The sequence below is a fragment of the Bradyrhizobium sp. cir1 genome (assembly GCF_014198245.1).
Taxonomy (GTDB): domain Bacteria; phylum Pseudomonadota; class Alphaproteobacteria; order Rhizobiales; family Xanthobacteraceae; genus Bradyrhizobium.
Genome location: NZ_JACIHE010000006.1, coordinates 176,480 through 199,511 on the forward strand (window position 1 = coordinate 176,480; position 23,032 = coordinate 199,511).

Annotated in this window: 23 protein-coding genes and 1 pseudogene; 15 read left to right on the top strand and 9 right to left on the bottom strand. The window is 62.6% G+C overall.

Annotation, left to right across the window (positions count from 1 at the left end; all coding sequences use genetic code 11):
- The first annotated feature begins 84 nt into the window (after positions 1–84).
- From GGD63_RS15535 to GGD63_RS15580, 10 genes are all read left to right on the top strand, one after another.
- The gene (locus tag GGD63_RS15535) at positions 85–921 is read left to right on the top strand and encodes a class I SAM-dependent methyltransferase (RefSeq protein ID WP_183243402.1); all 837 of its coding nucleotides are present in this window, start codon (positions 85–87) and stop codon (positions 919–921) included.
- 41 nt (positions 922–962) lie between these two features.
- Positions 963–2,306 carry an LLM class flavin-dependent oxidoreductase gene (locus tag GGD63_RS15540; RefSeq protein WP_183243404.1) on the top strand — a complete coding sequence of 448 codons (1,344 nt, stop codon included), beginning with the start codon at positions 963–965 and terminating at the stop codon, positions 2,304–2,306.
- A gap of 37 nt (positions 2,307–2,343) precedes the next feature.
- Positions 2,344–3,159: a MetQ/NlpA family ABC transporter substrate-binding protein gene (locus GGD63_RS15545; RefSeq protein WP_183243406.1), complete on the top strand. Its 816-nt coding sequence runs from the start codon at positions 2,344–2,346 to the stop codon at positions 3,157–3,159.
- A gap of 29 nt (positions 3,160–3,188) precedes the next feature.
- The gene (locus GGD63_RS15550) at positions 3,189–3,515 is read left to right on the top strand and encodes a hypothetical protein (protein WP_183243408.1); all 327 of its coding nucleotides are present in this window, start codon (positions 3,189–3,191) and stop codon (positions 3,513–3,515) included.
- Between the two features lie 199 nt (positions 3,516–3,714).
- A complete protein-coding gene (locus tag GGD63_RS15555) occupies positions 3,715–3,879 on the top strand; it encodes a hypothetical protein (protein WP_183243410.1) in 165 nt (54 codons plus the stop codon).
- Between the two features lie 56 nt (positions 3,880–3,935).
- Positions 3,936–4,445 (top strand): Lrp/AsnC family transcriptional regulator, encoded by a 510-nt coding sequence (locus GGD63_RS15560; RefSeq protein WP_183243412.1) that lies wholly within the window; start codon positions 3,936–3,938, stop codon positions 4,443–4,445.
- 948 nt (positions 4,446–5,393) lie between these two features.
- Entirely contained in the window at positions 5,394–7,046 is a 1,653-nt protein-coding gene (locus GGD63_RS15565) for a SagB/ThcOx family dehydrogenase (protein ID WP_183243414.1), read from the top strand.
- 65 nt (positions 7,047–7,111) lie between these two features.
- Positions 7,112–7,819 (top strand): ankyrin repeat domain-containing protein, encoded by a 708-nt coding sequence (locus tag GGD63_RS15570; RefSeq protein WP_312013302.1) that lies wholly within the window; start codon positions 7,112–7,114, stop codon positions 7,817–7,819.
- Positions 7,820–7,860: 41 nt separating this feature from the next.
- Positions 7,861–8,181 carry a hypothetical protein gene (locus GGD63_RS15575; protein ID WP_183243418.1) on the top strand — a complete coding sequence of 107 codons (321 nt, stop codon included), beginning with the start codon at positions 7,861–7,863 and terminating at the stop codon, positions 8,179–8,181.
- 14 nt (positions 8,182–8,195) lie between these two features.
- Entirely contained in the window at positions 8,196–8,837 is a 642-nt protein-coding gene (locus GGD63_RS15580; protein ID WP_183243728.1) for a glutathione S-transferase family protein, read from the top strand.
- A gap of 12 nt (positions 8,838–8,849) precedes the next feature.
- On the opposite strand, the gene GGD63_RS15585 is transcribed toward GGD63_RS15580, so the two are convergent.
- Positions 8,850–10,565, bottom strand: coding sequence for an ATP-binding protein (locus GGD63_RS15585; protein ID WP_183243420.1), 1,716 nt, complete (start codon positions 10,563–10,565; stop codon positions 8,850–8,852).
- On the bottom strand, positions 10,562–12,181 hold the full coding sequence (locus GGD63_RS15590; RefSeq protein ID WP_183243422.1) for an FAD-dependent oxidoreductase: 1,620 nt from the start codon (positions 12,179–12,181) through the stop codon (positions 10,562–10,564). Before GGD63_RS15590 ends, GGD63_RS15585 begins: the two co-directional genes overlap by 4 nt.
- A gap of 86 nt (positions 12,182–12,267) precedes the next feature.
- Between GGD63_RS15590 and GGD63_RS15595 the strand changes: the two genes are divergently transcribed.
- Positions 12,268–12,840: a hypothetical protein gene (locus tag GGD63_RS15595; RefSeq protein ID WP_246785488.1), complete on the top strand. Its 573-nt coding sequence runs from the start codon at positions 12,268–12,270 to the stop codon at positions 12,838–12,840.
- A gap of 37 nt (positions 12,841–12,877) precedes the next feature.
- Here the strand turns inward: GGD63_RS15595 and GGD63_RS15600 are convergent, their stop codons facing one another.
- A complete protein-coding gene (locus GGD63_RS15600) occupies positions 12,878–13,780 on the bottom strand; it encodes a folate-binding protein YgfZ (RefSeq protein WP_183243424.1) in 903 nt (300 codons plus the stop codon).
- Between the two features lie 343 nt (positions 13,781–14,123).
- On the opposite strand from GGD63_RS15600, the gene GGD63_RS15605 reads away from it, so the two are divergent.
- The gene (locus GGD63_RS15605) at positions 14,124–14,462 is read left to right on the top strand and encodes a Rieske 2Fe-2S domain-containing protein (protein ID WP_183243426.1); all 339 of its coding nucleotides are present in this window, start codon (positions 14,124–14,126) and stop codon (positions 14,460–14,462) included.
- A gap of 43 nt (positions 14,463–14,505) precedes the next feature.
- Positions 14,506–14,979 (top strand): J domain-containing protein, encoded by a 474-nt coding sequence (locus tag GGD63_RS15610; RefSeq protein WP_183243732.1) that lies wholly within the window; start codon positions 14,506–14,508, stop codon positions 14,977–14,979.
- Positions 14,980–15,512: 533 nt separating this feature from the next.
- Here the strand turns inward: GGD63_RS15610 and GGD63_RS15615 are convergent.
- Complete coding sequence (locus GGD63_RS15615; RefSeq protein WP_312013278.1) at positions 15,513–15,761, bottom strand: MarR family winged helix-turn-helix transcriptional regulator; 249 nt, start codon at positions 15,759–15,761, stop codon at positions 15,513–15,515.
- A 52-nt stretch (positions 15,762–15,813) separates the two neighbouring features.
- Between GGD63_RS15615 and GGD63_RS15620 the strand changes: the two are divergent.
- Positions 15,814–16,689, top strand: a pseudogene (locus GGD63_RS15620) (IS630 family transposase); the annotation flags it as partial.
- A 329-nt stretch (positions 16,690–17,018) separates the two neighbouring features.
- Here GGD63_RS15620 and GGD63_RS15625 read toward each other — a convergent pair.
- Positions 17,019–17,558 (bottom strand): putative Ig domain-containing protein, encoded by a 540-nt coding sequence (locus GGD63_RS15625; protein ID WP_183243428.1) that lies wholly within the window; start codon positions 17,556–17,558, stop codon positions 17,019–17,021.
- A gap of 327 nt (positions 17,559–17,885) precedes the next feature.
- Between GGD63_RS15625 and atzF the strand changes: the two genes are divergently transcribed.
- Complete coding sequence (gene atzF / locus GGD63_RS15630) at positions 17,886–19,268, top strand: allophanate hydrolase (protein WP_312013279.1); 1,383 nt, start codon at positions 17,886–17,888, stop codon at positions 19,266–19,268.
- 144 nt (positions 19,269–19,412) lie between these two features.
- Here the strand turns inward: atzF and GGD63_RS15635 are convergent, their stop codons facing one another.
- The 4 genes from GGD63_RS15635 to GGD63_RS15650 form a co-directional block, all read right to left on the bottom strand.
- Positions 19,413–20,102, bottom strand: a complete 690-nt coding sequence (locus GGD63_RS15635) for a Crp/Fnr family transcriptional regulator (protein WP_246785490.1) — start codon at positions 20,100–20,102, stop codon at positions 19,413–19,415.
- A 102-nt stretch (positions 20,103–20,204) separates the two neighbouring features.
- Positions 20,205–21,080: an ABC transporter ATP-binding protein gene (locus GGD63_RS15640; protein WP_312013280.1), complete on the bottom strand. Its 876-nt coding sequence runs from the start codon at positions 21,078–21,080 to the stop codon at positions 20,205–20,207.
- Complete coding sequence (locus GGD63_RS15645; RefSeq protein ID WP_312013281.1) at positions 21,068–21,799, bottom strand: ABC transporter permease; 732 nt, start codon at positions 21,797–21,799, stop codon at positions 21,068–21,070. Before GGD63_RS15645 ends, GGD63_RS15640 begins: the two co-directional genes overlap by 13 nt.
- A 44-nt stretch (positions 21,800–21,843) precedes the next feature.
- Positions 21,844–22,842 (bottom strand): ABC transporter substrate-binding protein, encoded by a 999-nt coding sequence (locus GGD63_RS15650; protein WP_210315810.1) that lies wholly within the window; start codon positions 22,840–22,842, stop codon positions 21,844–21,846.
- Positions 22,843–23,032 lie beyond the last annotated feature (190 nt).

The following is a 23,032-nucleotide window of genomic DNA, read 5'->3' on the forward strand; positions in this document are numbered from 1 at the left end:
TCATCGACTTTTCTCACTCCGACAACATAGAGTTCGTCTCGATCAAGCCGCCTCGACGGCGCGTTGGAGATTTTGGAAAGCACGATGTCGACCGCCGGCGCCATCAGCCTCGAACGCGACACGCCCGAGCTTGCACGTACCTACGAGCAGGCCGGCGTCCTCCAGTTTCACCATGGCAAATTCCTCATCGGACCGCTGGCTTTGAAGTCCGGCGACCACGTGCTCGATATCGGCGCCGGCACCGGCCGCCTGACCGAATTCGTCGCGGGCCTCGTCGGTGCGACCGGCCGCGCGATCGGCATCGATCCGCTGGAGAACCGGATCGCGATCGCGCGCCTGCGCGCATCGCAAACGCTGACCTTCGATGTCGGACGTGCCGAAGACCTTTCGCGCTTTGGACCTGCGCAATTCGATGCCGTCTACCTCAACAGCGTCTTCCACTGGATCGCCGACAAGCGGCAGGCGCTGCGCGAGATCGAGCGGGTTCTCAAGCCGGGCGGCCGGATCGGGCTGAATGCGCAGGACCCGACCAAACCTCACGAGTCACGTACCCTGCTCCGCCGGGCCATTGAGCAGGCCGGGTTCAGCGAGAGGAGCGGCGAGTCAAACCGCGTGCTCGGAGCCACCGACGAGGAGCTCAGGGCGCTGTTCGCCGAGACCGGGTTCGTCGATTACCGAAGTGACCTGCGCTCGCTCGTCGATCTCCACGGCGACGTGAATTCGGTACTCGGCTGGTCCGAAGCCAGCGCATTCGGCAATTTCTTCGGCGGCTTTTCGCAAGCGGAACGGGCAGAGATCGACGCAGCCTTTGCCGCGCTGGTCGAGACGAAGCGCACGCCGGAGGGGCTCCGTCTCGAACGATATCTGCGTTTCGCTTTCGCCCGGAAGCCGGGATCGCAAGCCGCCCCTTCCGTCTCGTAGCCGCCGGCCCCTCGCCGGCCATCGCATCTGGACATCGAACCATGAGCAACCCGCGGCAGCTTGTTCTCAATCTCTTCATCTATCCCGGCGGTCATCACGAAGCCGCGTGGCGCTACAAGGGATCCTCGGCGGAGCGCATTCTCGACATCACCTATTATCAGGAGCTGGCGCAGCGCGCCGAGGCGAGCAAGTTCGACGCGATCTTCTTTGCCGACGGGCCGGCGCTGGCCGACAACGTCCGCTACGCCCAGCGCTTTCGCTTCGAGCCGATCACCTGGCTGGCTGCGATCGCCGCAGTGACGAAGCGTATCGGCCTGATCGCGACGGCGTCGACCACCTATACCGAGCCCTACAACCTCGCACGCCTGTTCGCCTCGCTCGACCACCTGAGCCGGGGTCGCGCCGGCTGGAATATCGTGACGACCAGTGCGCCGCAGGCCGCGCAGAATTTTGGCCTGCCCGAGCACCCCCCGCATCACGAACGCTACGAGCGCGCCCGCGAATATCTCGACGTGATCTCGCGGCTCTGGGACAGCTGGGAGGATGACGCGCTCGTCAACGATCCCGCTTCCGGCGTCTTCGCCGAGACCAGCAAGATCCATACGCTCGACCATGTCGGCAAGCATTTTCGGGTTCGCGGCCCGTTGAACATCTCGCGCACGCCGCAGGGCCGGCCGGTCTATGTGCAGGCCGGCTCCTCCGACGACGGCCGCGCTTTCGCCGCGCGCTTTGCCGAAGCCATTTTCACCGCGCACCAGACGCTGGACTCCGCCAAGACCTTCTATGAGGATATCAAGCGGCAGGCCCGCGCCTTCGACCGCGGCCCCGACGAGATCAAGATCCTGCCCGGCATCAGCCCCTTCATCGGCAGCACGCAAGGAGAGGCCGACCGGCTCCAGGAGGAGTTCAATGAGCTGATCCAGCCGGAATATTCTCTGACGCAGCTGCGCCAGATGATCGGCGTCGATCTCACCGGCTACGATCTCGACGGTCCCGTGCCGCGCCATCTGATCGACACCGCGAGCGCACGCGGCGTCGCCAGCCGTTTCAAGCTTGTGGTCGACATCGTCGATCGCGAAAAACCGACGATCCGTCAGCTGGTGCAGCGCCTCGCCGGCGCGCGCGGCCATTGGGTCATTGCCGGCACGCCGGAAAAGATCGCCGACAACATCCAGACCTGGTTCGAGAACGGCGCAGCGGACGGCTTCAACGTGATGCCGCCCTGGTTGCCCGGCGGCTTCGATGTCTTTGCCGAGCAGGTCGTCCCGATCCTGCGCAGGCGGGGCCTGTTCCGCGAGGACTACACCGGCACGACGCTGCGCGAGCATTACGGCCTCGCCCGTCCCGCCAGCATCTACTCGAACGAGGTCAAGGCGATCGCCTGACACCGCTCTCCCTCCAAACTGGAAACCGTAAGAAGACATGAAGACCGCGTTGTTTCTCCTCTCCGGCCTTTTGGCTCTCTCTCCGCTCGCCGCCGGAGGCTCTTTGGCCCAGCAACCCGCGAAGCCCGAACTGCGGGTCGGTTTCGTACCGGGGCCGTACATCGATGAGTTCAAGATCGGCGTCGAGCCCGAACTGAAACAGAAGGGCTACAAGATCCGCTACGTCGAGTTCTCGACCGGCCTTGAAGCCAACAACGCGGTGTTCAAGTCCGAGATCGATGCCAATGTGATGCAGCACACGGTCTTTCTCGAGTCCTACAACGAGCGCCAGAAGACCGATCTCGTCGGCATCGTCCACGTCCCGACGCCGCCGATGGGCCTTTATTCGAAGAAGCACCCGCTGGGCGCGCCGATCAAGCCGGGCTCCAGCGTCGCGGTCCCGAACGATCCCGTCAACCTCCAGCGCGCGCTGTGGGTGCTGCGCGATCTCGGCTTGGTCGAGATCCGCGACAGCAAGCCGGTCGACGTCACCGAGCTCGATGTCATCAAGAATCCCGGCGGGATCAAGCTGGTCCCGCTCGAGGCCGCACAGGCGCCGCGGGCGCTCGACGACGTCGACTTCGCCGCCATCCAGGGCAATTTCGCCATCTTCAGCGGGCTGAAGCTGACCAATGCCTTCGCGCTGGAGAAGATGACGACGCCCTACATCAACGTGCTCGCGGTGAAGAAGGCCAACGCCAATGCCGAATGGGCCCAGGACATTGTCGCCGGTTACAAGTCCCCGGCATTCAAGACGGCGATCAAGGCCGATCATTTCTATGACGGCTTCACCTTGCCCGACTACATGAAGTGAAGGATCGGGAAGCAGCGGCGGCACACAGCATGTTCGAATTCACACTGGAATGGACCGGCCTTCGTTCTGACGCTGAGCGGGCAACCGACGCGCGAGCGGGGTCCGATCGCATCGGCGGACGCGAGGCATTGATCATCCCCCTGATGCTGCTGATCGCGTTCCTGTTCGTGCTTGGCCTCATGACGCGGGCGCATCTGCATGAGCACGCCGACCGAAGCCTGCTGTATGCATCGTTCGGCAGCATGGGCATGCCCATGCTGCTGATGGTGTCGGACTCCTGCCGCAGACCGCTGAACGCCGGTTCCACACGGCAGTTGCAGCACGCCGACGTGCTCGCGCTGCTCGCGAACGAATAATCCGACGCCTCCGCACTCCCCACACCGCATGAAAAACGTTCCTTGCGAAGCGGCACCATGGAATTTCCTGCTCGAACAGATGACAGTCTCAGTACGATCCAACCAAACTGATCGTGGCCAGCGGCTGGCGATGTTCAACGTATTACCGCTCGTGTTAGCCTTGTCGCGTTCTCGCCCTACACCGTTGTCCGGAGTGAACATGAGCTACGTCATCTCGCTGCATTCACGCTTCGCCAGCTGGCTCGAACAGGCACGCGGATGGTTCCGGCACTCACTGCGGCCACAGACGGGCGGCCCGAACGATGACCAGCGCGGCCATCAGGACGACCTTTACGAGATCTTCCTGTTCGGGCCCCACGGCTGACGACCCTGCCCAAGCGTCGCCCCCCGAGCTTCCACTGATACAAAGGTAATCAGACAATGACCGACGCTGCGTTGCAGCTCGCCGAGACCGGCCGACGCCTGGATGCCATCGACCGCAAGATCCTGACGGTGCTTCAGGAGGACGCCTCGCTGTCGGTGGCCGAGATCGGCGACCGCGTCGGCCTGTCGTCGACGCCGTGCTGGAAGCGCATCCAGCGGCTCGAGGCCGACGGCGTGATCCTGAAGCGCGTCGCGCTGGTCGACCCGAACAAGATCGGCCTCGGCCTCTCCGTGTTCGTCTCGGTGGAAAGCTCCGATCACTCCGATGCTTGGCTGAAGCGTTTCGCGGCGGCGGTCAGCGCCATGCCCGAGGTGATGGAATTCTACCGGATGGCGGGCGACGTCGACTACATGCTGCGTGTCGTGATCCCCGACATGCAGAGCTACGACGTGTTCTACAAGAAACTGATCCACGCCGTCCCGCTCAAGAACGTCACCTCGCGCTTTGCGATGGAGAAGATCAAGTCGATCACGGCCCTGCCGGTGCCGCCGATCGCGGTTGATTGAGGCGATGCGCTCTAGCGAGCGTCCGGTAGGCATCACCCGGTAACAACACTCTTCGCGAGGAGCAACGAGCAAAATCGGCCCTCGGGTTGGCCGCCAGCACCGCCCTTTGGAACCCGCCGCTCCTCCTGAAATCGTGTGCATGTCATGCCCGGGGACGGCGGCAGTGCGCATCTGCTCTCCCATTGAGAACGCCTGCTCACGTTGGCCTGCGCAGGATTTTTCTTGATCTCCCGGTGCACACGTCATGCACACGCCGCCTTCTAACGCATTGTAAAACTTGAACTCTCGCTCCAATCCATCATGGGTGCGACGGAAAAGAGATAGTCTTGAGATTCCAATTGGTTATGACATCCTCTTTGCACTCGCCCTTGTTATGCTATTTCCGCGAAAATAGTATAGCCGCCGGACGTGCACATAATCGCCTGCCGTCCCTATCCACTTGCTGCGCAGCGACGCCATCATGGTGGAACAACGATCCAAAGGGCAGTGTCGATTTGCACGAACCGGATTTCGACACCTCGTCGGCCGATGCAAACGCGGCGAAAGCCGCTTACTCGGGCCGGCAAATTGGGCATGCCAGCCTACGATCTCGACGGGCCGGTCCGTGATATCGCGCCATCGGACAGCTATCACAGTTTGCCAGCGTCATGATCGCCAAGGGCCGCGAGAACATGGCGCTGCGCGACCTCTATAGTCTTGCCGCCGCCAACAACGAGCCTCACATTGTCCGAAATCCGACAATGTCAGACGCTCGCGTCGGCATTTTTCTTGCGCCCACATAGGAGCAATAGCGGCACCGCGCGGAACGGAAATTGCTCTGGCATTCCGTAGACAGACCCTCGGCTCGAACAGGTCCGTGGCTAGGACACCTCCGAGACCGTCGTTGAAGCAGCAAGAGCTGAGAATCAACGGCGCATGTCTGTTGTCAGCGACGGATAGGATGATCCCGTGCTCACCAGGATTGCAGCAACACCAGATCCGACGTCTGCCGAAATTGCACTCGCCTACCACGCGCGCACCAAACATTCTCTCAAGCGTTATGCGGCCGGCCCCGAGACGCTCGACTGGGACCTGCAGCCCAATCCGTTCCGGGAATTCACAGGCTCCGCACGAACGTCTCTGCCATTGACGACCGACGAGCTCAGCACGAGCTTCGCGCAGGTGTATGGGCCGACCGGCGTGGCGCGCCCACTCACGATCGCGTCCGTTGCGGCGCTGCTCGAGCTTTCGATGGGACTTTCCGCATGGAAGGAACTTGGACCCGATCGCTGGGCGCTGCGCTGCAATCCATCGAGCGGCAATTTGCATCCGACGGAATGCTATGTGCTTTCCGCAAGCGTGCCAGGCCTCGACGACGGGCTCCATCATTACGTCAGCCGCGATCACGTGCTGGAGCAGCGCTGCCGGCGCGCCGGGCCTTCGGGGGCATCTGCGCGGCTGTGGATCGGCTTTGCCTCGATTCATTGGCGGGAAGCGTGGAAATATGGCGAGCGCGCCTTCCGCTATTGTCAGCTCGACATCGGTCACGCGCTGGGCGCGGTTCGCTACGCTGCGGGCGCGCTCGGTTGGCGCGCAAGGCTCGTCGACGATGTCGCAAACACGGCGCTTTCCGCATGGATGGGCCTTGATCGGAGGGCCGACTTTGCCGGCACGGAGTTCGAGGATGCGGATCTCCTGATTGAGATCGAGCCATGTGCCGCGACCGCCCCAGCGCGCCAGGAGAGGACGCCGCCCTCCTTCGATGCTGCGGCCGACCACTGGACGGGACGCGCCAACCGTCTGGATGCGCATCCCCTCTATCGCTGGCCGGTGATCGACGAGGTTTCAACGGCGACCCATGGCGGCGCGACCGAAGCGGCGGACGTGCTGTCACCGCACTATCCACCCCTCCCCGAAGCCTCGGCTGCACGCGCCGCAGATGTCATCCTCGGCCGCCGTAGCGCGCAACGCTTCGACGCCAAGTTCACGATGAGCCTCGATCACTTCCATCGTCTCCTGGACTGCCTGCTGGCACGGCCGGTCGCACCATGGGACGTCTGGACATTTGCGCCGCGTGTGCATCCCGTGCTGTTCGTGCACCGGGTCGAAGGGCTCGCGCCCGGTGTATACGCGCTGCCTCGCCATCCGGAGGCGGACAAGGCTCTGCGTCAGGCACTACGTCCCGATTTCGAATGGCAGAAGGTCGAGAGCGCCCCCGCTCATCTGCCGCTGTTCAGGCTCCTCGCTGCAGACTGCCGGGCCGTTGCCAAGACGGCAAGCTGCCATCAGGCGATCGCAAGCGACGGCTGCTTCTCGCTCTCCATGCTGAGCGAATTCGAACCGATCGTCGGGGCCAATGCCTGGCGCTACCGTCAGCTCTACTGGGAAGCCGGCTTGCTCGGACAGGTCCTCTACCTCGAAGCCGAGGCCGCGGGCCTTCGCGGAACCGGAATCGGCTGCTACTTCGATGACGATGTCCACGAGATGCTCGGGGTCGGGACAACCCAATTCCAGGCGCTCTATCACTTCACCGTGGGACGTCCGTTGACCGACGATCGCATCACGACGCTGCCGGCCTATCCGGGCCGGCAGCGGAACGAGCGCGCAGGAGCAGCGACATGAGGCGACGCATCCCCTTTCGCTGCATCGACGTCGATGCCGCCGCAGAGCTTCTGCGACGCGACGACGTGCACAGATTCGACGTTCGGGATGCTGCATCGTTCGCGAATGGCCGCATCGAACGGGCACAGCACGTGACGCAGGCGAACCTGTCCGCGTTTATCACGGGGACGACGAAGAATACGCCGATCCTGATCTATTGCTATCACGGGCATGCCAGCCGCGAATACGCGCAGACGTTCTCCGACTTCGGGTTTGTCGAGGTCTATAGTCTCAACGGCGGCTATGAGGCCTGGAGCCGGTGGCAGCCCGCGATCGCAGCGACACCGCCCGACTTGGTGCTGCAGCGCTGGCTGTCCGAGCAAGGCTTCCCGAATGACGACGTCAATGCCGTCATCGCCAACGAGACCACGCCGCTGATGAAGGCAGCCCATCTGGGGGATGGCGCGGTCGTTCGCGACCTCCTTGCCGCGGGGGCCCGGCTGGAGACGAAGAATGCCGACGGCAACAATGCGCTGTGGCTCGCCTGCGTCGGCAACCATCTGGAGGTTATCGATCTGCTCGTCGAGGCCGGCGTCGACATCGACAATCGCAATCTCAATGGCGCAACAGTGCTGATGTACGCCGCCTCATCCGGTAAAGCCGCGGTGGTCGCGCACCTGCTCGCCCACGGCGCTGATACGGCGGCGGAAACCCTCGACGGATTCACGGCGCTCGACATGGCCGCATCCGTGGAATGCCTCGCACTCCTTCGCCGTTCCGGCCGCAAGGGCTGAGAGATATGACAATTGCTGGCAACCGGCCTGGAGAGCGGATCATGAGCGTCATCGAACATGATTTCGGCCTGCAGCAACGCCTGACCGAGCGGCGCTTCGGGAGGCTCCTGAGCCTCGACGCGCTGCATGAGGCCAATATTCGCGCCAATCCGCTTCCCTACCTGGAACGGGCCAGCGAACGCATCTACCAGCTCGAAAAGCTCCTGTTCGAAGTCGCGCAAGCCGCAGCACCTCCAGATGGCACGCTGCCTTCGCCTGAAACGATCGTCGTGAGCAAGGCGGAATACGAGCGTCTCCTGAACTGCCGCGCGATCGTGGAAACAGCTCTCGCAGAGCTCCAATCCAACGAGAAAGAGAGCTGAGCACGATGGCAGCGATGAAGCTCTATATGACCCCGGGATCGTGCTCGACCGGCATCCACATCATCCTCGAAGAGCTGGAAGAGGCCTTCGAAGCCTATATCGTGAACCTGCCCGCAGGCGACCACTTCAAGCCGGACTATGTCGCCATCAATCCGAAATCGACCATTCCGACGCTGGTGCGGAACGACGGTACCGCGCTGACCGAGGTCCCTGCGATTGCGTACTGGCTGGCACGGACCCATCCGCGCGCGAAATTGTGGCCGGACGACGCGGAGGGCGAAAGTCGCGTGATGGAGGCCATGGCCTACATCGTGGGTACGATCCATGGCCAGGGCTTCGCCCGCATCTTCGCGACCAACACGTTTACCCGCAACACCGCCGACCACGACGCGGTGCGCGAGCTCGGCCGCGACATCGTCGTCAAAGGGTTTGCCATCCTGAACGAGACGCTTGGACCAAAACCCTATCTCGCAGGGAACTTCTCGGTCGCCGATCCCATTCTCTTCTACGTCGAGTTCTGGGCCGACAAGACCGGAATTCCGCTGCCGGACAATCTCGCCGCGCACTACCGCCGTATGCTGGCGCGGCTCCCGGTCCAGCGGGTGTTGCGCGAGGAAGGTTACAACCCAGCCGCCCTGGGTAAGCCGTCCCCTTAAGGCGCGCGACGCTCATGCCACGGCGGTTGGCCGAGCGTGATCGCCGAGATCGATGCCACGGAAGACGGCGCAGCGCTTGAATACCTCCAGGACCGGCTCGACCCTCTTGTGGTGGCAATATTTCGCAACCAGCTTCGCCAGTCCCTTGATGTCGCGCCCCGTGGCCGCGGGAAAGGTTTCGACAAGCTGCTCCGTCAATGATCTGTCGACGTCGAGGCCGAACTGCGCGGCCATCACCTGCCAGATCCGACGACGGGCCTCGTCGTCCGGCGGCGTGAACTTGATCAGGGCGATGCAGCGCGAGACGATCGCCTCGTCGATATCATCGATACGGTTCGTCGTCAGAAACAGGAGCCCGTTGAAATATTCGAGCACCCGCAGGAAGACCCCGACCACCGCGTTCATGGTCATGTCGTCCTCGCGGCGCTTGATGTAGACGTCAGCCTCATCGATCAGCATGACGGCGCCCCAGCGCTGGGCCCGCGTGAGCGCATCCTTGAGCGCGCTTTCCATGGCCGCGACGTTGAGCCCGAGCTGGCCGGAGTGGACACGATAAAGAGGCCGGCCGACGATCTCGGCATAGACCTCGGCCGTCAGCGTCTTGCCGACCCCCGGCGGGCCCGCGCAGAGCACGGTCGTTCCACCGGATTTTCCGGCCACAATGTCGTCCATCAGGAGGTCCATCTCGGCGGTCAGGATATCGATCAGGTCGGTCTGCTCCTCCGGCAGAACCAGCTTCTGCCTGAGATCCGGCTGATACGCGTAGGGCGTCATGTCGTCGGCATGGACCCAGAGATAGTGATGCAGCTCGAGGTGAAACATCAGCATGTAAGGGTGGATGGGAATCCGACAAAATAAGCCTCTTGGGATCGCGGCTTTGGATTCCTCGACCTCATCCTCAGCGCTGTAGAGATTGCTCTTGGCGGCCTTGCGCAAATACTGGCCCAGAATGTCGCCGGTCACCTCCAGCGTCAGGTCGCGCGTCGTCAGGATGCTCTCGTCATTGACCAGGCGCGCCGGACTGCCGCTGGATGAAAGCACGATGAGGTCCTTGCGCGACCAATCCATGTCGCGCCGCGACGAGGTCGGATCCTCCGCGTAGAAGCCGGTGCCGCGACCTGAGAACTGGGCGCCATAGCGGCCTCTCCAGGCGAAATAGCGTTCCGCGGTCGCGTCATGGGCCTCGATCAGCTCCGGCGTCTCCTTGAGAAAGCCCTTTGCCGCGAAGATCTCGGCCACGGTCTTGCCGACGATATCGGCCGCCGAGATCCGGAGCGTCGCCGTCGTGAGACTTCCCTTGGCGTTGGCCTTCAGCTCGATGAAGACGCGTCCTGCCTCGTCATTGGAGGGCGGCGTATAGTCGAGCCGCGTCACCACGTAAGGCAAAGGCCGGCTCGCCGCGCTCGTCGTGAACATCCAGCCGCGGATGGAGTTTGCAATCAGGTAGCGGGCAGTGGCCGGGAGCAGCGCCTCCAGGTCCTCCGCCGCAAATCTTGCACTGTTGTGGCCGAACGTGCGCTGCAGCGTCGCGATATGCGCGGCGCGGGCGTGCAGGTCCGGCCCAGCATCCCGGTAGAGTTGCTGGAGGAAGTCGAGCTGCTCATGCGAAAGCTGGCTGAAGGCCACCTCGACCCTATCGCCGAAGCGCAATTGTTCCTTCAACGAAGCCAGCTTCGGGAAGGCCATGGCCATCGCTTCGATGTGTCGCCGTTCGATCTGCAGCTTCATAGGGAAATGCCCGCCGACCCTTGATCCGCCACCTCGGCCTTTGCCAGCAGCAGTCGATTGGCCGAGAGCGAGAATTCCTGCCAGGCCGCGGCGATGTCGCGGAGAATCGTCTGCACATAGTCCTTGGACGGGCGATGCTCGTCGGGAAAGTTGGAGAGCGCGCAGGAGGTCCGGTTGAATGCAACGACATCGTCGAGAAGCGTTTGCATGAGATCCCCGAACGGTTTCTGCACCTCCGGCATCAACGCCGAGCGGCCGCGCTCGACAGCCACGCCGCTCATGTCGAACGTCAGGCCGTGGAGGACTGTCAGCGCCTCGGCGAACACCGCCTCGATCGATCCCAGAATGGCGACCTGGGTGAGTTGTTCGCGTTGCTGAACGGCAAGGCTGCGGTTGAGCCGATGACGATAGCCGTCGAAGGCGACGTCACCCTGGGCGGCAACCCAGGCGCCAAACCGGGCGAGACTTGCGGCATTCCCGGAAAGCGAATGGTCGGCATTGCTCCATGGCTCGGCTCCGACCGTCACGGCTGCAGCGCGGCCGAGCGCGCGATCGATGCGCCGCGCGGCGTCGAGCGCACCTTCGAGGTGGCCTACGGCACGGCTGGCTGTTTCCGCGCCGCCCAAATAGAGACGCCCCTCCCATAGCGGCCGCCGCAGCAGCGGATTGTCAACGTCGACATGGTCAGCAACGGGCGCAACGCGGTCCAGTGCGCTGCAGGTCAAGCGCTCGGTCGCCCAATCCTGATAGTGCTGCTCGCCTTGCTCGAGCGCCGGTCCGAAGACCTGGACCATCTGGCTCGCCATCAGCATCGGCAGGCCTGCGCCGAAGGTCTTGCGCACATCCGGAGGTAAGGCGAGGAATCCCCCGAGCGCCGCCTTCTCCCCGCTCGCGTCGCAGGCATCGAAGATTTCGCCCAACACGGCCCGCTCATGGGTCACAAAGGCATTGCCGGACCTTCCGTCCTCGCGCCAGGAGGCCCGGTCGTAGCCAATGACGACCTTGGCCTGCGCGGCCATCCAGGTCTCGGCGTTGCGCATCGCCTCCCCTGTCGCATCGTCAAGCTCCGGCTCGAAGCGGACGTGCTCGGCGAGCAGCCGCGGCGGCAGCGCGAGCACGACCCGTCGAGCTTCGACCTCGACAGATCGATCTCCAGCTCGAAACGTGAGAGCGACGCGATCGCCGCGATCTGCCACGTGCGTCAGCTCGTGACCCAAATGGATGCGGTCGCGCAGCAGTTCTCTGGCGACGGCGTCGACGAGGCTGGCCATGCCGCCGCGAACACGGCGAGAACCGTTATGAATCGCTTTGCTCTCGAGCTGCTCCGGCGCCTTCTCGGGATCGCGCAGATGAAGCACCGTGCCTTCGTCATGCTGGGGAAAGTCGGCAAGACCAAGATCGGCGATCAGACGCGCGATCAACGGCTGTGTCTCCGGCCAGAACCAGGTGGGACCGAGGTCGATCGCAAGGCCAGCCCCTGTACCGCCGACCGACAAGATGCGCCCGCCGAGCCGCGCGCGCGCTTCGAACAGCGCAAATCCGGCGCCGCGGCGGTGCAAGCCCCGCGCGACGGCAAGACCGCACAATCCACCCCCGATGATGGCCGTATCGAGCATTCCGCACTCCCTACCGTCACTCGATCCGAAGGTGTCATTGCAAGAATCGCGCAAGGTGTACGCCATCCCCCCAGGTGGAATTACGGATGATTTCGAGCGTCGCATCCGTCGGCCTGCGCCGGAAAGTGGCACAGAACTTGATCGTATCGAGCCACCATGTTCGAGATGTAGGGATTGTCACGATCTTTGTGTCGGATTCCGCCCACGCATATTTGCTGGCGACAGCGATCCATGCCGTTCCGGCGGAGCGGCTGGATCGCGGCTTTCGACTCCTGGTGCTCAGGCAATACCATGTCGAGAGGGCGCCTCTGGCTTTCGCCTGGATCGACCAGCGGTTGTTGCGCGCGCCGCCGCGGCTCAGTCGTCACGGACTGTTCTTCGCCAATACGTTTCGGCCCGAGATTGTGGCTTGGCTCAGCGAGCAGCTCGGTCGGCCATCGCTTCGTGACGCCACGGGGCGCGCTCATCGCAATCCGCGATGGCCCACCATGAGGTGGCACAGCCAGGACCGCTCATGGCCTGATGGAACGCGCACGATCGAATGGTTCGTCGACGTCGGTTTTCAGGACGTCGCGTCGTGGACAGCGTTTCAACGGCGCTGGCATGAACAATTGGGTGGAATCGAAGGCCACAGACCTGACTACGCCAACAGCGCATGACCACTGCGAGCCGACAGCGCGTCAAGCCTCGCCGGGCTCATCGTGGCAACCAGCTCGGCCAATGCACTCTGAGCGGGACTCCCTGCGCAACGATCGCGCCTTCGTCCGCCTCAGCCAGGCGATCGAGACGCACCAACGCAAGGCCCTGCGCACCGGAGGCCGCAATCAAGCGCCCGAGCTCGGCACCGCCGGCCGTCAGCGGCGTACCGACACTCGGCAAAGCCGCCGTGCCGGCAACGGGCAAGACCCGCTTGCGCAATTCGCCCTTCAGCTTCATGCGCGCGGTCAGCTCTTGGCCCAGGTAGCAACCCTTCCTGAAATCGACGCCGTTCAGCATCTCGAAATTCGCCTCGAGCGGATAGCAGCTCTCACCCGCGATCTCGGGGGAATCAGCGACACCGAGCGCCAACCGATGAGCGTCGTAATCGGGAGCCGCAACGATAGCGAAGCCCTGTCGGCCAAGTTCAGCTTCGATCGGATCGTCGGCCGGACAGATAAGCCGCGCCCCCAACGCCGCAATCCGCGGGTCGACAAATGCATGATGGCCTGCAGCCGACGCGGCCTTGCCATTCCCCTGCTCCGGATCCAGTCCCAGTTGTGCAACCGCCTCGGCTCCCCAGACTGCGATCACGATAAGAGGAGGCGTCGCTTCAACGAACTCCACCTCCGCGCGCAGTTTGAAGGTCGTCAGACGCTTGAAGAACTCCTCGACATGAGCAGCGGCGATGTCGATGAGGATCCGATCCTGCTCCGCCATGATGAAGAAATCGCAGAGCAGCTTGCCCTGGCCCGTGAGCATCCCTGCGTAGAGCGGACGGTTCGGAGCAAGCTTGCGAATATCGTTGGTCACCAACGCTTGCAGGAACTTGACCCGGTCAATTCCACTCAAGGCGACGACCTTGCGATCACGCAGGACGGCAGCCTTCAGCGACGCTGTCATGACTCACCTCCGCACAATGACGAGAGGACGGGCAGACAATCCCGTCCGTCAACGAGGCTCCGGTCATCGGCTTTCGCAAAACCGTAACGCAGCTCCCACACGACAAGGTGCGGGAGACGGGGTTCACGGTCGGGTAGCAAAATGAGTGCCAATACGCCGCCGTTGCAGGACCGACATTTGCGCGGTGGGCTCTCTGTCACCCATCGATCGCGCTAACGGCCGGGTCATTGGATGTCGCGTTTGCGACATTGGACACAAGAGCGATGCCTGTCGGAGGGCCTTTTGCTGGTCCGGAACTTGCGTGTTGCCGGCTCAAAGGTTCTTTTTCAGAAGGCGACCCGACATGGCATTCACCTCAATCTGTCCCACGAGCGCGGTGAGTGAAGGAGCCATGGGCCTCTTTCATGCCGGCCGCAAGAGCGTGCTCCTGGTTTGGCCAACCGGCGGCGAACTCAAGGCCTATCGCGGGCGCTGTCCGCATGCGGACATGCCGTTGAACGATGCCACGTTCAACGGGCAGATCGTCACCTGCCCGCATCACCAATGGGGTTTCGACAGCACCAGCGGCAAATGTGTGACGCACATCGTCCGCAACGCGCTCCACTCCTACGATCTGCGCGTGGAAGGGGACGAGATTCTGGTCGACGTCGGACCGATCAAGGCGGCGCGTTCGCCGGCGTGACCTCGGCGCGCGACGCCGGCTCATGCGTGAAAAGGCACCCGGCATGACGGACAAAGAGGAATGGGTCATCTGGAACGGCTCGATCGGAATTCTCGATATGGCGACGATCGGCCGTATCGAGGATGGCGAGAGCGGCAGGCGAGCCTTTCTTGCGCGGCCTTACGACATCGTGGGCCCGTTCAGTCTTGACGAACTTGAAACGCGGGGCCGGATCGTGTTCGGCGAATGTCTCGTGATGTCGCGCCGGAGATGGCGGGAGGATCAGGTCAATTTACGCTTCGAAGCGCGGGAAAGGCGCCGAGCCTTCCTATTTTGGCCGGAGTTCAACGACGATCGGGAGCACCGCGAGGTCCTGGACCTTCCGATGGAAGGCGCGCTCAGGTCTTCGGAGATCAAGGCTGCCTTCCGGAAGTTGGCCAAGAGCGCACATCCCGACGCTGGCGGCAGCAACGAACACTACCGCCGTATCGCGCTAGCGCGCGACACTCTGCTCGAGCAAATCGGAAGCGCCTCGTAGATTTGCGGGCCGATCGCGCTTGATCCCGGACTTCAGGCCATAACGACGCGGTACGACATCGATCGGAGTTCGACCGACAGTCGTCCACGTATGCCGCGCCTCACGTTAGCCGTCTTGAGATTTTCTGTGATCTCCCGGTGCACACGTCGTGCACAGGCCGCACTCTAACCAATTGAAAGACTTGAACTCTCGGTCCAATCCATCATGGGGGCCACAGAGAAGCGATAGTGTTGCGATTTCAATGATTTACCTGTATGAGGCGATATAGATTACACATTGCTCTTATCTCCTAGCGTCTCGTGGCATCATGCTCAAGATCGCGCTCTCGAGCAATCGGCCTCAAGATTGCAAACCGGAAGAGCGAGCAAGATCGATCGCAAATGCTGCAGCCAGAAGAAGCTGCATCCCGCCGCAGCAGAGTTCGTCCAATCCATCAACATAAGGTGAGCCTTCAGCCCACATTTGACGAAGTCTCAGGCGCAACTCTCTACTAGTAGCTCTGCACAGTGGTTTTGACGGGTTGGATCCGGGGCTTAGATTAGCTCCGGGAGATGTTTTGGATCAATGAGGACCTCGATACTGCGAGGGGTCCTCGGCTGCCTCGTGATGAGGCCTGCCCGCTCCAGCGTCAGCACCATCTGGTGAACGGAAGGCGGGCTGACGCGGAAATATTGCTGCATGTCGGTTTCGGCCGGGGGTCTGCGGTGCAGCCGGGTGTAGAGATGGATGAAGGCCAGATACTGCCCTTGCTTGGGCGTGAAGGTTTTTGCCGAAGGACTCACGCCGGCCATCCGATTCAGTTGTTGGTGCGTGCCTCGAACATGGAGGCACGCCATGAATGTACGCTATCGGGTCGACCTCAGCCAAATCGAGCGCACGGAACTCAAGGCGCTGCTCAGCGGCGGCAAACATGCGTCCCGTAAGCTCAAGCGCGCGCAGATTTTGCTGGCTGCCGACGCCGGGGGCAGCGACGAGGAGATCGGGCGGAGCGTCGGAGTGGGCGGCTCGACCGTGTACCGGACCAAGCGCCGCTTCGTGGAAGGCAATCTGGAGCGGGCGCTGAGCGAGGAGCCGCGGCCCCGGGGCGGAGCGCAAACTCACGGGCAAGGAAGAAGCCTTGCTGGTGGCGACGGCCTGCTCCAGTCCGCCAAAGGGCCGCGCCCGCTGGACGCTCGAACTGCTGGCAGGTGCGATGGTCGAACTCACCGAACACAAGAGCCTGTCGCACGAGACGGTTCGGCGGCGGTTAGCCGAAAATAGCCTCAAGCCCTGGCGCAAGGACATGTGGTGCATTCATTCCGCAGGTCGACGGCGAATACGTCGCCCGCATGGAGGACGTGCTCGATCTCTACACCGATGCGCCCGACCCCAAGCGGCCGGTGGTGTGCTTCGACGAAAGCCCGGTGCAACTCATCGGCGAGGCGCGCCAGCCGATTCCGGCCGCGCCCGGCCGGCTCGAACGTTACGATTACGAGTATCGCCGCAACGGCACGGTCAATCTCTTCGTTCTCCTCGACGTGCATCGTCCCTGGCGCAAGGTCAAGGTTACCGAGCGGCGGGCGGTAGAAGACTACGCCCACTGCATGCGCGACATCGTCGATGTCCATTATCCAGATGCCGAGATCATCCGGGTCGTGCAGGACGGAACAGCGGCGTCTGCCGCACGCGCTGCTTCCGACTTGTCCGAGAACGCCGGCCCCGCCATCGCATCCATCGCGCGCCAGAACTGCTCTCCGATCGAGGGCGCGGGGTTCGCGGACAGAATCTCGAGCGCCGAGGCCAGAGTTTCGGCCGAGGTTGCAGCGCTCGAGACGTTCGCGACGTCGACGGCGAGCGGTTGCGACATCGTCGCCCGCGTCAACGCGGCATCGACATATTCCATCGTGCGCGCATCGGTGCGCGTGTAGCTTCCGCGATTCACGATCACGGTGCCGCCGAACTCCCAGGATGTTTCCGTCGCGGATGCCGCGAGATTGATTGAGCGCACACCTGCGGCGGGCAGGGACAGAATTTCCCCCTCCTGAGCGACGCCGCGACTGTCAAGTTGTCGCCGTCGATATCGACGTCGTTGGCGAGCTGCTTGCGCGCGCGATTGCGAGCGTGTCGCCATGGATCACGGAGAACGGACCGTCATTGGCCGCGACCGGCTTGTCGTTGACAGGCGTGGTCGTCGGGGTGAAGACGTCACTGGCCGTGAGTGAGCCATCGCTCGCGGTGACCAGGATGTCGAACGCACCGTTGAAGTTGAGCGGCGGAGTGCCCGCGAACTTGTTGCCCGTCAGCGTCAGCCAGGATGGCAGCGCGCTGCCATCCGCCAGCGTGGCGGAATAGATCAGCGTGTTGCCGTCGACGTCGGTGAAGCGGCCGGCCAGGATCGTGAAGGAGACCGCAGTATCCTCGGCCGAGTTGACCTCGGATAGCGGCACCGACACCACAGGTGCGTCGTTCACCGGCGTGATCGTCAGCGCGCCGTCGCTGGCCGTGACCCTGATGTTGATTGTGCCATTGTAATTCGCCGGCGGCGTGCCGGTGAAGGTCGTGCCATTGAACCAACACCGCCTTCGATCGCCGTTGCTCACTCCGTGTAAAGATAGGACCTGGGCTTTTGAACCGCAAACGGCCTGCGAAATGAGCGACCGCCTCGCCTCGGCGCAATCGGTCATCCATTTCTGCGCGTGCCGGATCGCACCAGTTTCGCACCAGAAACCGTCTCCACCAGGAGGGACGAACGTGGCCGAACATCAGGAAAAATGGTGATAAATCAACGACCTCATCTTTTTTCTGCTGCTCATAACGGTCTGATTGCAGATTCGAGTCCCGCCGATGCGGCAGAGGCGCTTAGTTGCTTTCACGGCAGGGCGGCGGCTTCATATTTATGGGGTCATGCCCCTCAGGAGTTTTATTCCGTGCCGCAAGCTATCTTATCCGCGCAGAGTCGGCCTCTACGTTCGCCCGCCGAGTTAGCCTCCATCATCACAACCGCCTATGAGCGCATCGAACGGGACCGGCACCGCAACTGCTGGATCTATGTGCGGCCCATGGAAGAAGCGCTGGCCGAGGCCGATGCCGTTGTGCGGCGAGCAGCGGCGGGTGAAGTGCTGCCGCTCTTTGGCGTGCCATTCGGCGTCAAGGACAATATTGACGTTGAGGACATGCCAACGACAGCAGCCTGTCCGTCATTCGAATATGTGGCTGCGCAATCGGCCAGATGCGTCGAGAGTTTGACAGCCGCAGGTGCGATCTGTCTCGGCAAGACCAACCTGGATCAATTCGCAACCGGACTGTCCGGCACCCGCTCCCCCTATGGCGCCTGTTCCAGCGCGGCCAACGATCTGTATGTCTCCGGCGGTTCGAGTTCCGGTTCGGCTGCTGCGGTAGCATCCGGCCATGTTGCGTTCGCGCTCGGCACAGATACCGGCGGCTCGGGCCGGATTCCCGCAGGCTTCAATGGGATCATCGGGATCAAGCCAACCGTCGGCCTCGTCTCATCCCGGGGGCTTGTGCCGAACTGTCCGACGCTCGATTGCCCCTCGATTTTCTGCAATTCCATTGCCGAGGGTCGAATTCTGCTCGGGTTGATCGAAGGATTCGACGACAGCGATCCTTATAGCCGCCAACGGATTGCCTCGTCCTACCCATCTCCTCGCAAATTCCGGTTCGGCCAGGTCTCTGTCGGTCATCTGAATTCATTCGGCATGCCGGAATGCAATGACCTTTACAGGCAGGCCTGCACGAGGCTTTCGGGACTGGGAGGCCAAGCCAGGCAAATTGACTTCGCGCCCTTCGCCGAAGCCGGTGAAATGCTCTTTTCAGGGCCTTGGATTGCCGAACGTCATGCGGCGATCAGCAAGCTCCTGGACATCGATCATGGAGACCTGCTTGACGTCATCCGCAACGTGCTGAGCGCAGCTGCCCGGTTTTCCGCAACAGATGCGTTCGCTGCGCAACATCGACTTTTGAAGCTGCGACGCCAGATCCAATCGCTTTTTGAGGAGATCGATGTCCTGGTGGTACCGACCGCGCCACGCCCCTTCACGATCTCGGAGATGATGGAAGATCCCATCACGCTCAACAGCCGCCTCGGTTACTACTCCTATTTTGCCAATCTCGTGGACTTGTGCGCGGTGGCAGTTCCCAACGCAACGCTCGGCAACGGCATGCCGATGGGCATCACTTTGCTAGCGCCTGCGTGGCGTGACCATGCTCTTCTCGACCTTGCCGAGCGATGGCTGCCCGATGCGAAGGCCGGACTGTTCGATCTAAAGGTATATCCGCAGGCCGCGTCCTAAAGGCTATCAGATTAGGTTGAATCGTCATCGCGCTTTAGGTCTTCGTTTGAGCATGATCTCCGCGCAAACGCCTTCGGCGTTTGTCGCGAGGGAAAACCGCTTCACACTTTGCGCTAACGCGGCCCTCCGGGTCCGGATCATGCTCTAGACGACTTCGAGATCGAGAGCGCGCAGATTGAGGATCACAATCAGGCCCCGGTGATAACGGATGACGCCCCTTGCCTGCATGCGGGAAAGCTGCACCGTCACCCATTGGCGGGTTGAGCCGATCAGATTGGCGAGATCACCATGCGTGAACGGGATCCCGATCACGATCTCGCGGCCCTGCTGCGAACCGTAGATCTTCGAGAGGAAGACCAACAGACGATGCAACCGCTCGGTCACCGAGCGGGTCCCCAGCATTTGCGCCATGGCCGAGTAGCACCGTGCCTTGAAGGCGAGCGCATCCAGCAGCGCGACCGCGATACTTGCCGATTGAAGCGCCAGCGCGCGCAGGGCGGGGCCGGGCAAGAACGTCACCCGGCTCCGTTCCACTGCAACTGAAGACCATACGTGGGCACCAGTACCGAACAGATCCGGGCCGCCGACGAAATTGCCGGCGAACCAGTAGGCCAGCGTCACCTCGCGTCCGGAAGGAGCCGCATAGTAGCTGCGAATACGCCCCTCTTCGATCAGATAAATGCCGTTCTGCAGATCGCCCTGACGCCAGACATGCTTGCCTGCCTGCAGGACCTCCTCGCGGCCGATGGCGAGGACACGACGGCGGTCAGCCTCACACAACGGATCCAACAAGCTGGGCAGCGACCCGACCAGAGCATCCGATCCCGCCAGCATGATGCCAGTCGTATTCCTGAGACCTGCCGCTGACATCTGCTCGCTCCCTTGCCGCCGCACGGGAAACCATTCAAGAGCCATGCCAGACCTGTCGTCAGGCGCCTACGTCCTGATTTCCATTTGCTCGAAGGCTCTGCGGCCTTCCGAGCGGATCAAGTCAAGGCAATCCCGCTTGAGGGCGAGATAGGCAGCCTCCGCAACGATGGCGCTGGAGCGCGGTCGCGGCAGGCTCACCTGAAGATCCTTGAGGATGCGGCCAGGTCCCGCGCTCATGATCAGCACACGGTCAGAGAGAAGGATCGCTTCATCGATGTCGTGTGTGACGAAGACGATTGTTGCGTTGATCCGCTCGCGGAGCTCGAGCAGATTGTCCTGCATGACCGCCCGGGTCTGCGCATCCAGCGCTCCGAACGGCTCGTCCATCAACAGTACGCGCGGCTGATTGGCGAGGGCACGGGCAATCGCTACCCGCTGCTGCATACCTCCCGATAGCGTGTGCGGATATGCCGACGCAAATCTGGTCAGGCCGATCATCTCGATGAGGTCGTCGGCAATCCGCAGCGCCTCCGCTTTCGGCTTGCCGAGGGCGCGCGGCCCGTGCGCGATGTTCCGGCGCACCGATTTCCACGGAAACAGATGTGGCTGCTGGAAGACCATCCCGATCTCGGGCCGTGGCGCGAGCATTGCTTCGCCGGCTATGAGCACCTGGCCTTCGAACGGCCGCTCGAGGCCGGCCATTGCATTCAGGAGCGTGGACTTGCCGCAGCCGGATGGACCGACGATCGAGACGAATTCTCCCTGGGCTACCGCCAGGGATACGCGGTCGACCGCGATGACCCGTCCACTCGGCGCATCGAAGACGATGCTCAAATCCTCGACCCGGATCATCGCCTGACGCGCCGGGGCGGACGGCGGGTACGTATCCACGAGCCTGAGCGGCTGGTCTGGACGAAGAAGGCTCGGGGTCATCGCCACCACACGGCACGTTCGGCAAGAGTCGCGAAGGAACGGTCTGCGACGAAGGAAAGCAGCCCGAGAGCCGCCAACCCGCCCATGACCTGACCCGTTTGCATGTTCTGTTGCGCAATTTCGATGCGATAAACGATACCGGCGAACGCTCCCGCCAACTCAGCGGCGACCAGCGTGTAGAACGAGATGCTCACCGCGGTCCGAAGACCGACCGTGATATAGGGCAGCGCGCCAAGAAGGACGATCTCCCACAGCATCTGCGGCTGCGGCGTGCCGAGCACCTGGGCGGCACGGATAAGTCCGCGGTCGACTTTCTGCACCCCGATGTGGGTCGCGAGCCATACCGTGAAGAACACGCCCCAAACGACCAGGAAAAGCTTGCCTGCCTCTGAGAGGCCAAACCAAAGGATGACGATCGGCACGAAGGCGATGGGAGGAATTGGGCGAAGGATGTGAAACAAGGGTGAAAGCAGGCTGGACACCAGCCGGAAATGGCCGGTCAGGACGCCGAGCACGATCCCGCCCGCGGCCCCGATCGCAAACCCCGCGGCCACGCGCGAGAGGCTCGCCATCAGGTCGGCGAAGAATTGTCCGCTGCGAATCCATTCGAGAATGGCGACAGCGACGGTCGATGGCGGCGGAAACAGCACGGCGTTCACGATGCCGGAGCGCGCAACCAGTTCCCACACGCCTGTGAAGGCGGGCACGGAGAGGACGGCGACCAGCACGCTCAGCCGTGCAGTCGCGCTCGCGCTGCTGCGTCTCCCGACGCTCACGGGCGCGCCTCCAGCGTGACGCGAGCTGGATCGAGCATCTTCAGCGGCGCCGTCACCAGGACTTTCGAGAAATCGGGCATGCTCGCGCCAGGGGGATGATTGCCGGTCTCGAGCCGCCAGGCGGCGTGGGTTTTCAGAGTCGTGAGAATCCTGTCGTCGAGGCGCACATGGTAGACATAGTCCGGCCAGATCGCAGCCAATTCATCGCGTTTCATCCCCGTCGCTGCTGCGATGACGTCGATTGCTTCACCCGGATTCGCCTTGAGCCAGCCCTCGGCTTCGATGAGGGACGCAAGGAACTTGCCGACGATCACCGGGTTGGCCGCGAGGTAAGACTGCGTCACGACGATATTGAAGGTCTCCGAGTAGAGACCTTTGGTATCGAGCGGGATCGCGCCTTCGCCAAGAGCCTTCTTCGCATTCGCGACGTGCGGCTCCCAGGTATCGAACGCGTCGATGCTGCCGGCCGCCATGGCAGGCAGCATCTCCTGAGGTCGGAGGTTGACGAGCGTCACGTCCTTCGACGTCAGGCCCGCCGCTTTCAACAGAACCGAGGTGTAAACTTCGCTGCCGGTTCCGGCCGTAAAGGCGATTCGCTTTCCACGCAGATCGGCCTTCGTCTTGATCCCGGCAGAAGCCGCGGTCATGGTCTTGAGATCCGAATATTCCATCCCCGCCACGAAGGCGATCGGCTGTTGCGCCATCGCGGCCGCCGTGACCGGCGCCTCGGCGGTTGTCGCGATATCCGCTCCTCCCCCAAGCACCGTATCGAGGCACTGCTTCCCGCTGGTGAAATTGGAGACCGAGATATCAAGCCCCTGCTTGGCGAAAATGCCCTTCGCATTGGCGACGATCGTCAGTCCCGAGATCGGTCCAAGATTCTGGGCGAGCCGCGCTTTCAGCAATTCTTCGGCTGTCGCGCGCTCGGGCGTCGCAAACAGGAATGACGCAGATAGCACGAACACGACGAAGCGAAGAGCAGTTGTTGATCGCATGCCAAACCCCTGTGATGCCGGCGACCGGAGGTGATCGACCTTGACGATAGGATCGTCTGAAGATGGAAGGCCATGAAGCAATTAATCGACATGGCCCTGCCGTCCAATTTTTGCGCGAGCAGACCAGCTTCCGACCGTGAGGGGGCAACAAATTCATCAAGCTGCCCACACTTTGGGCGCAACGCAGCCT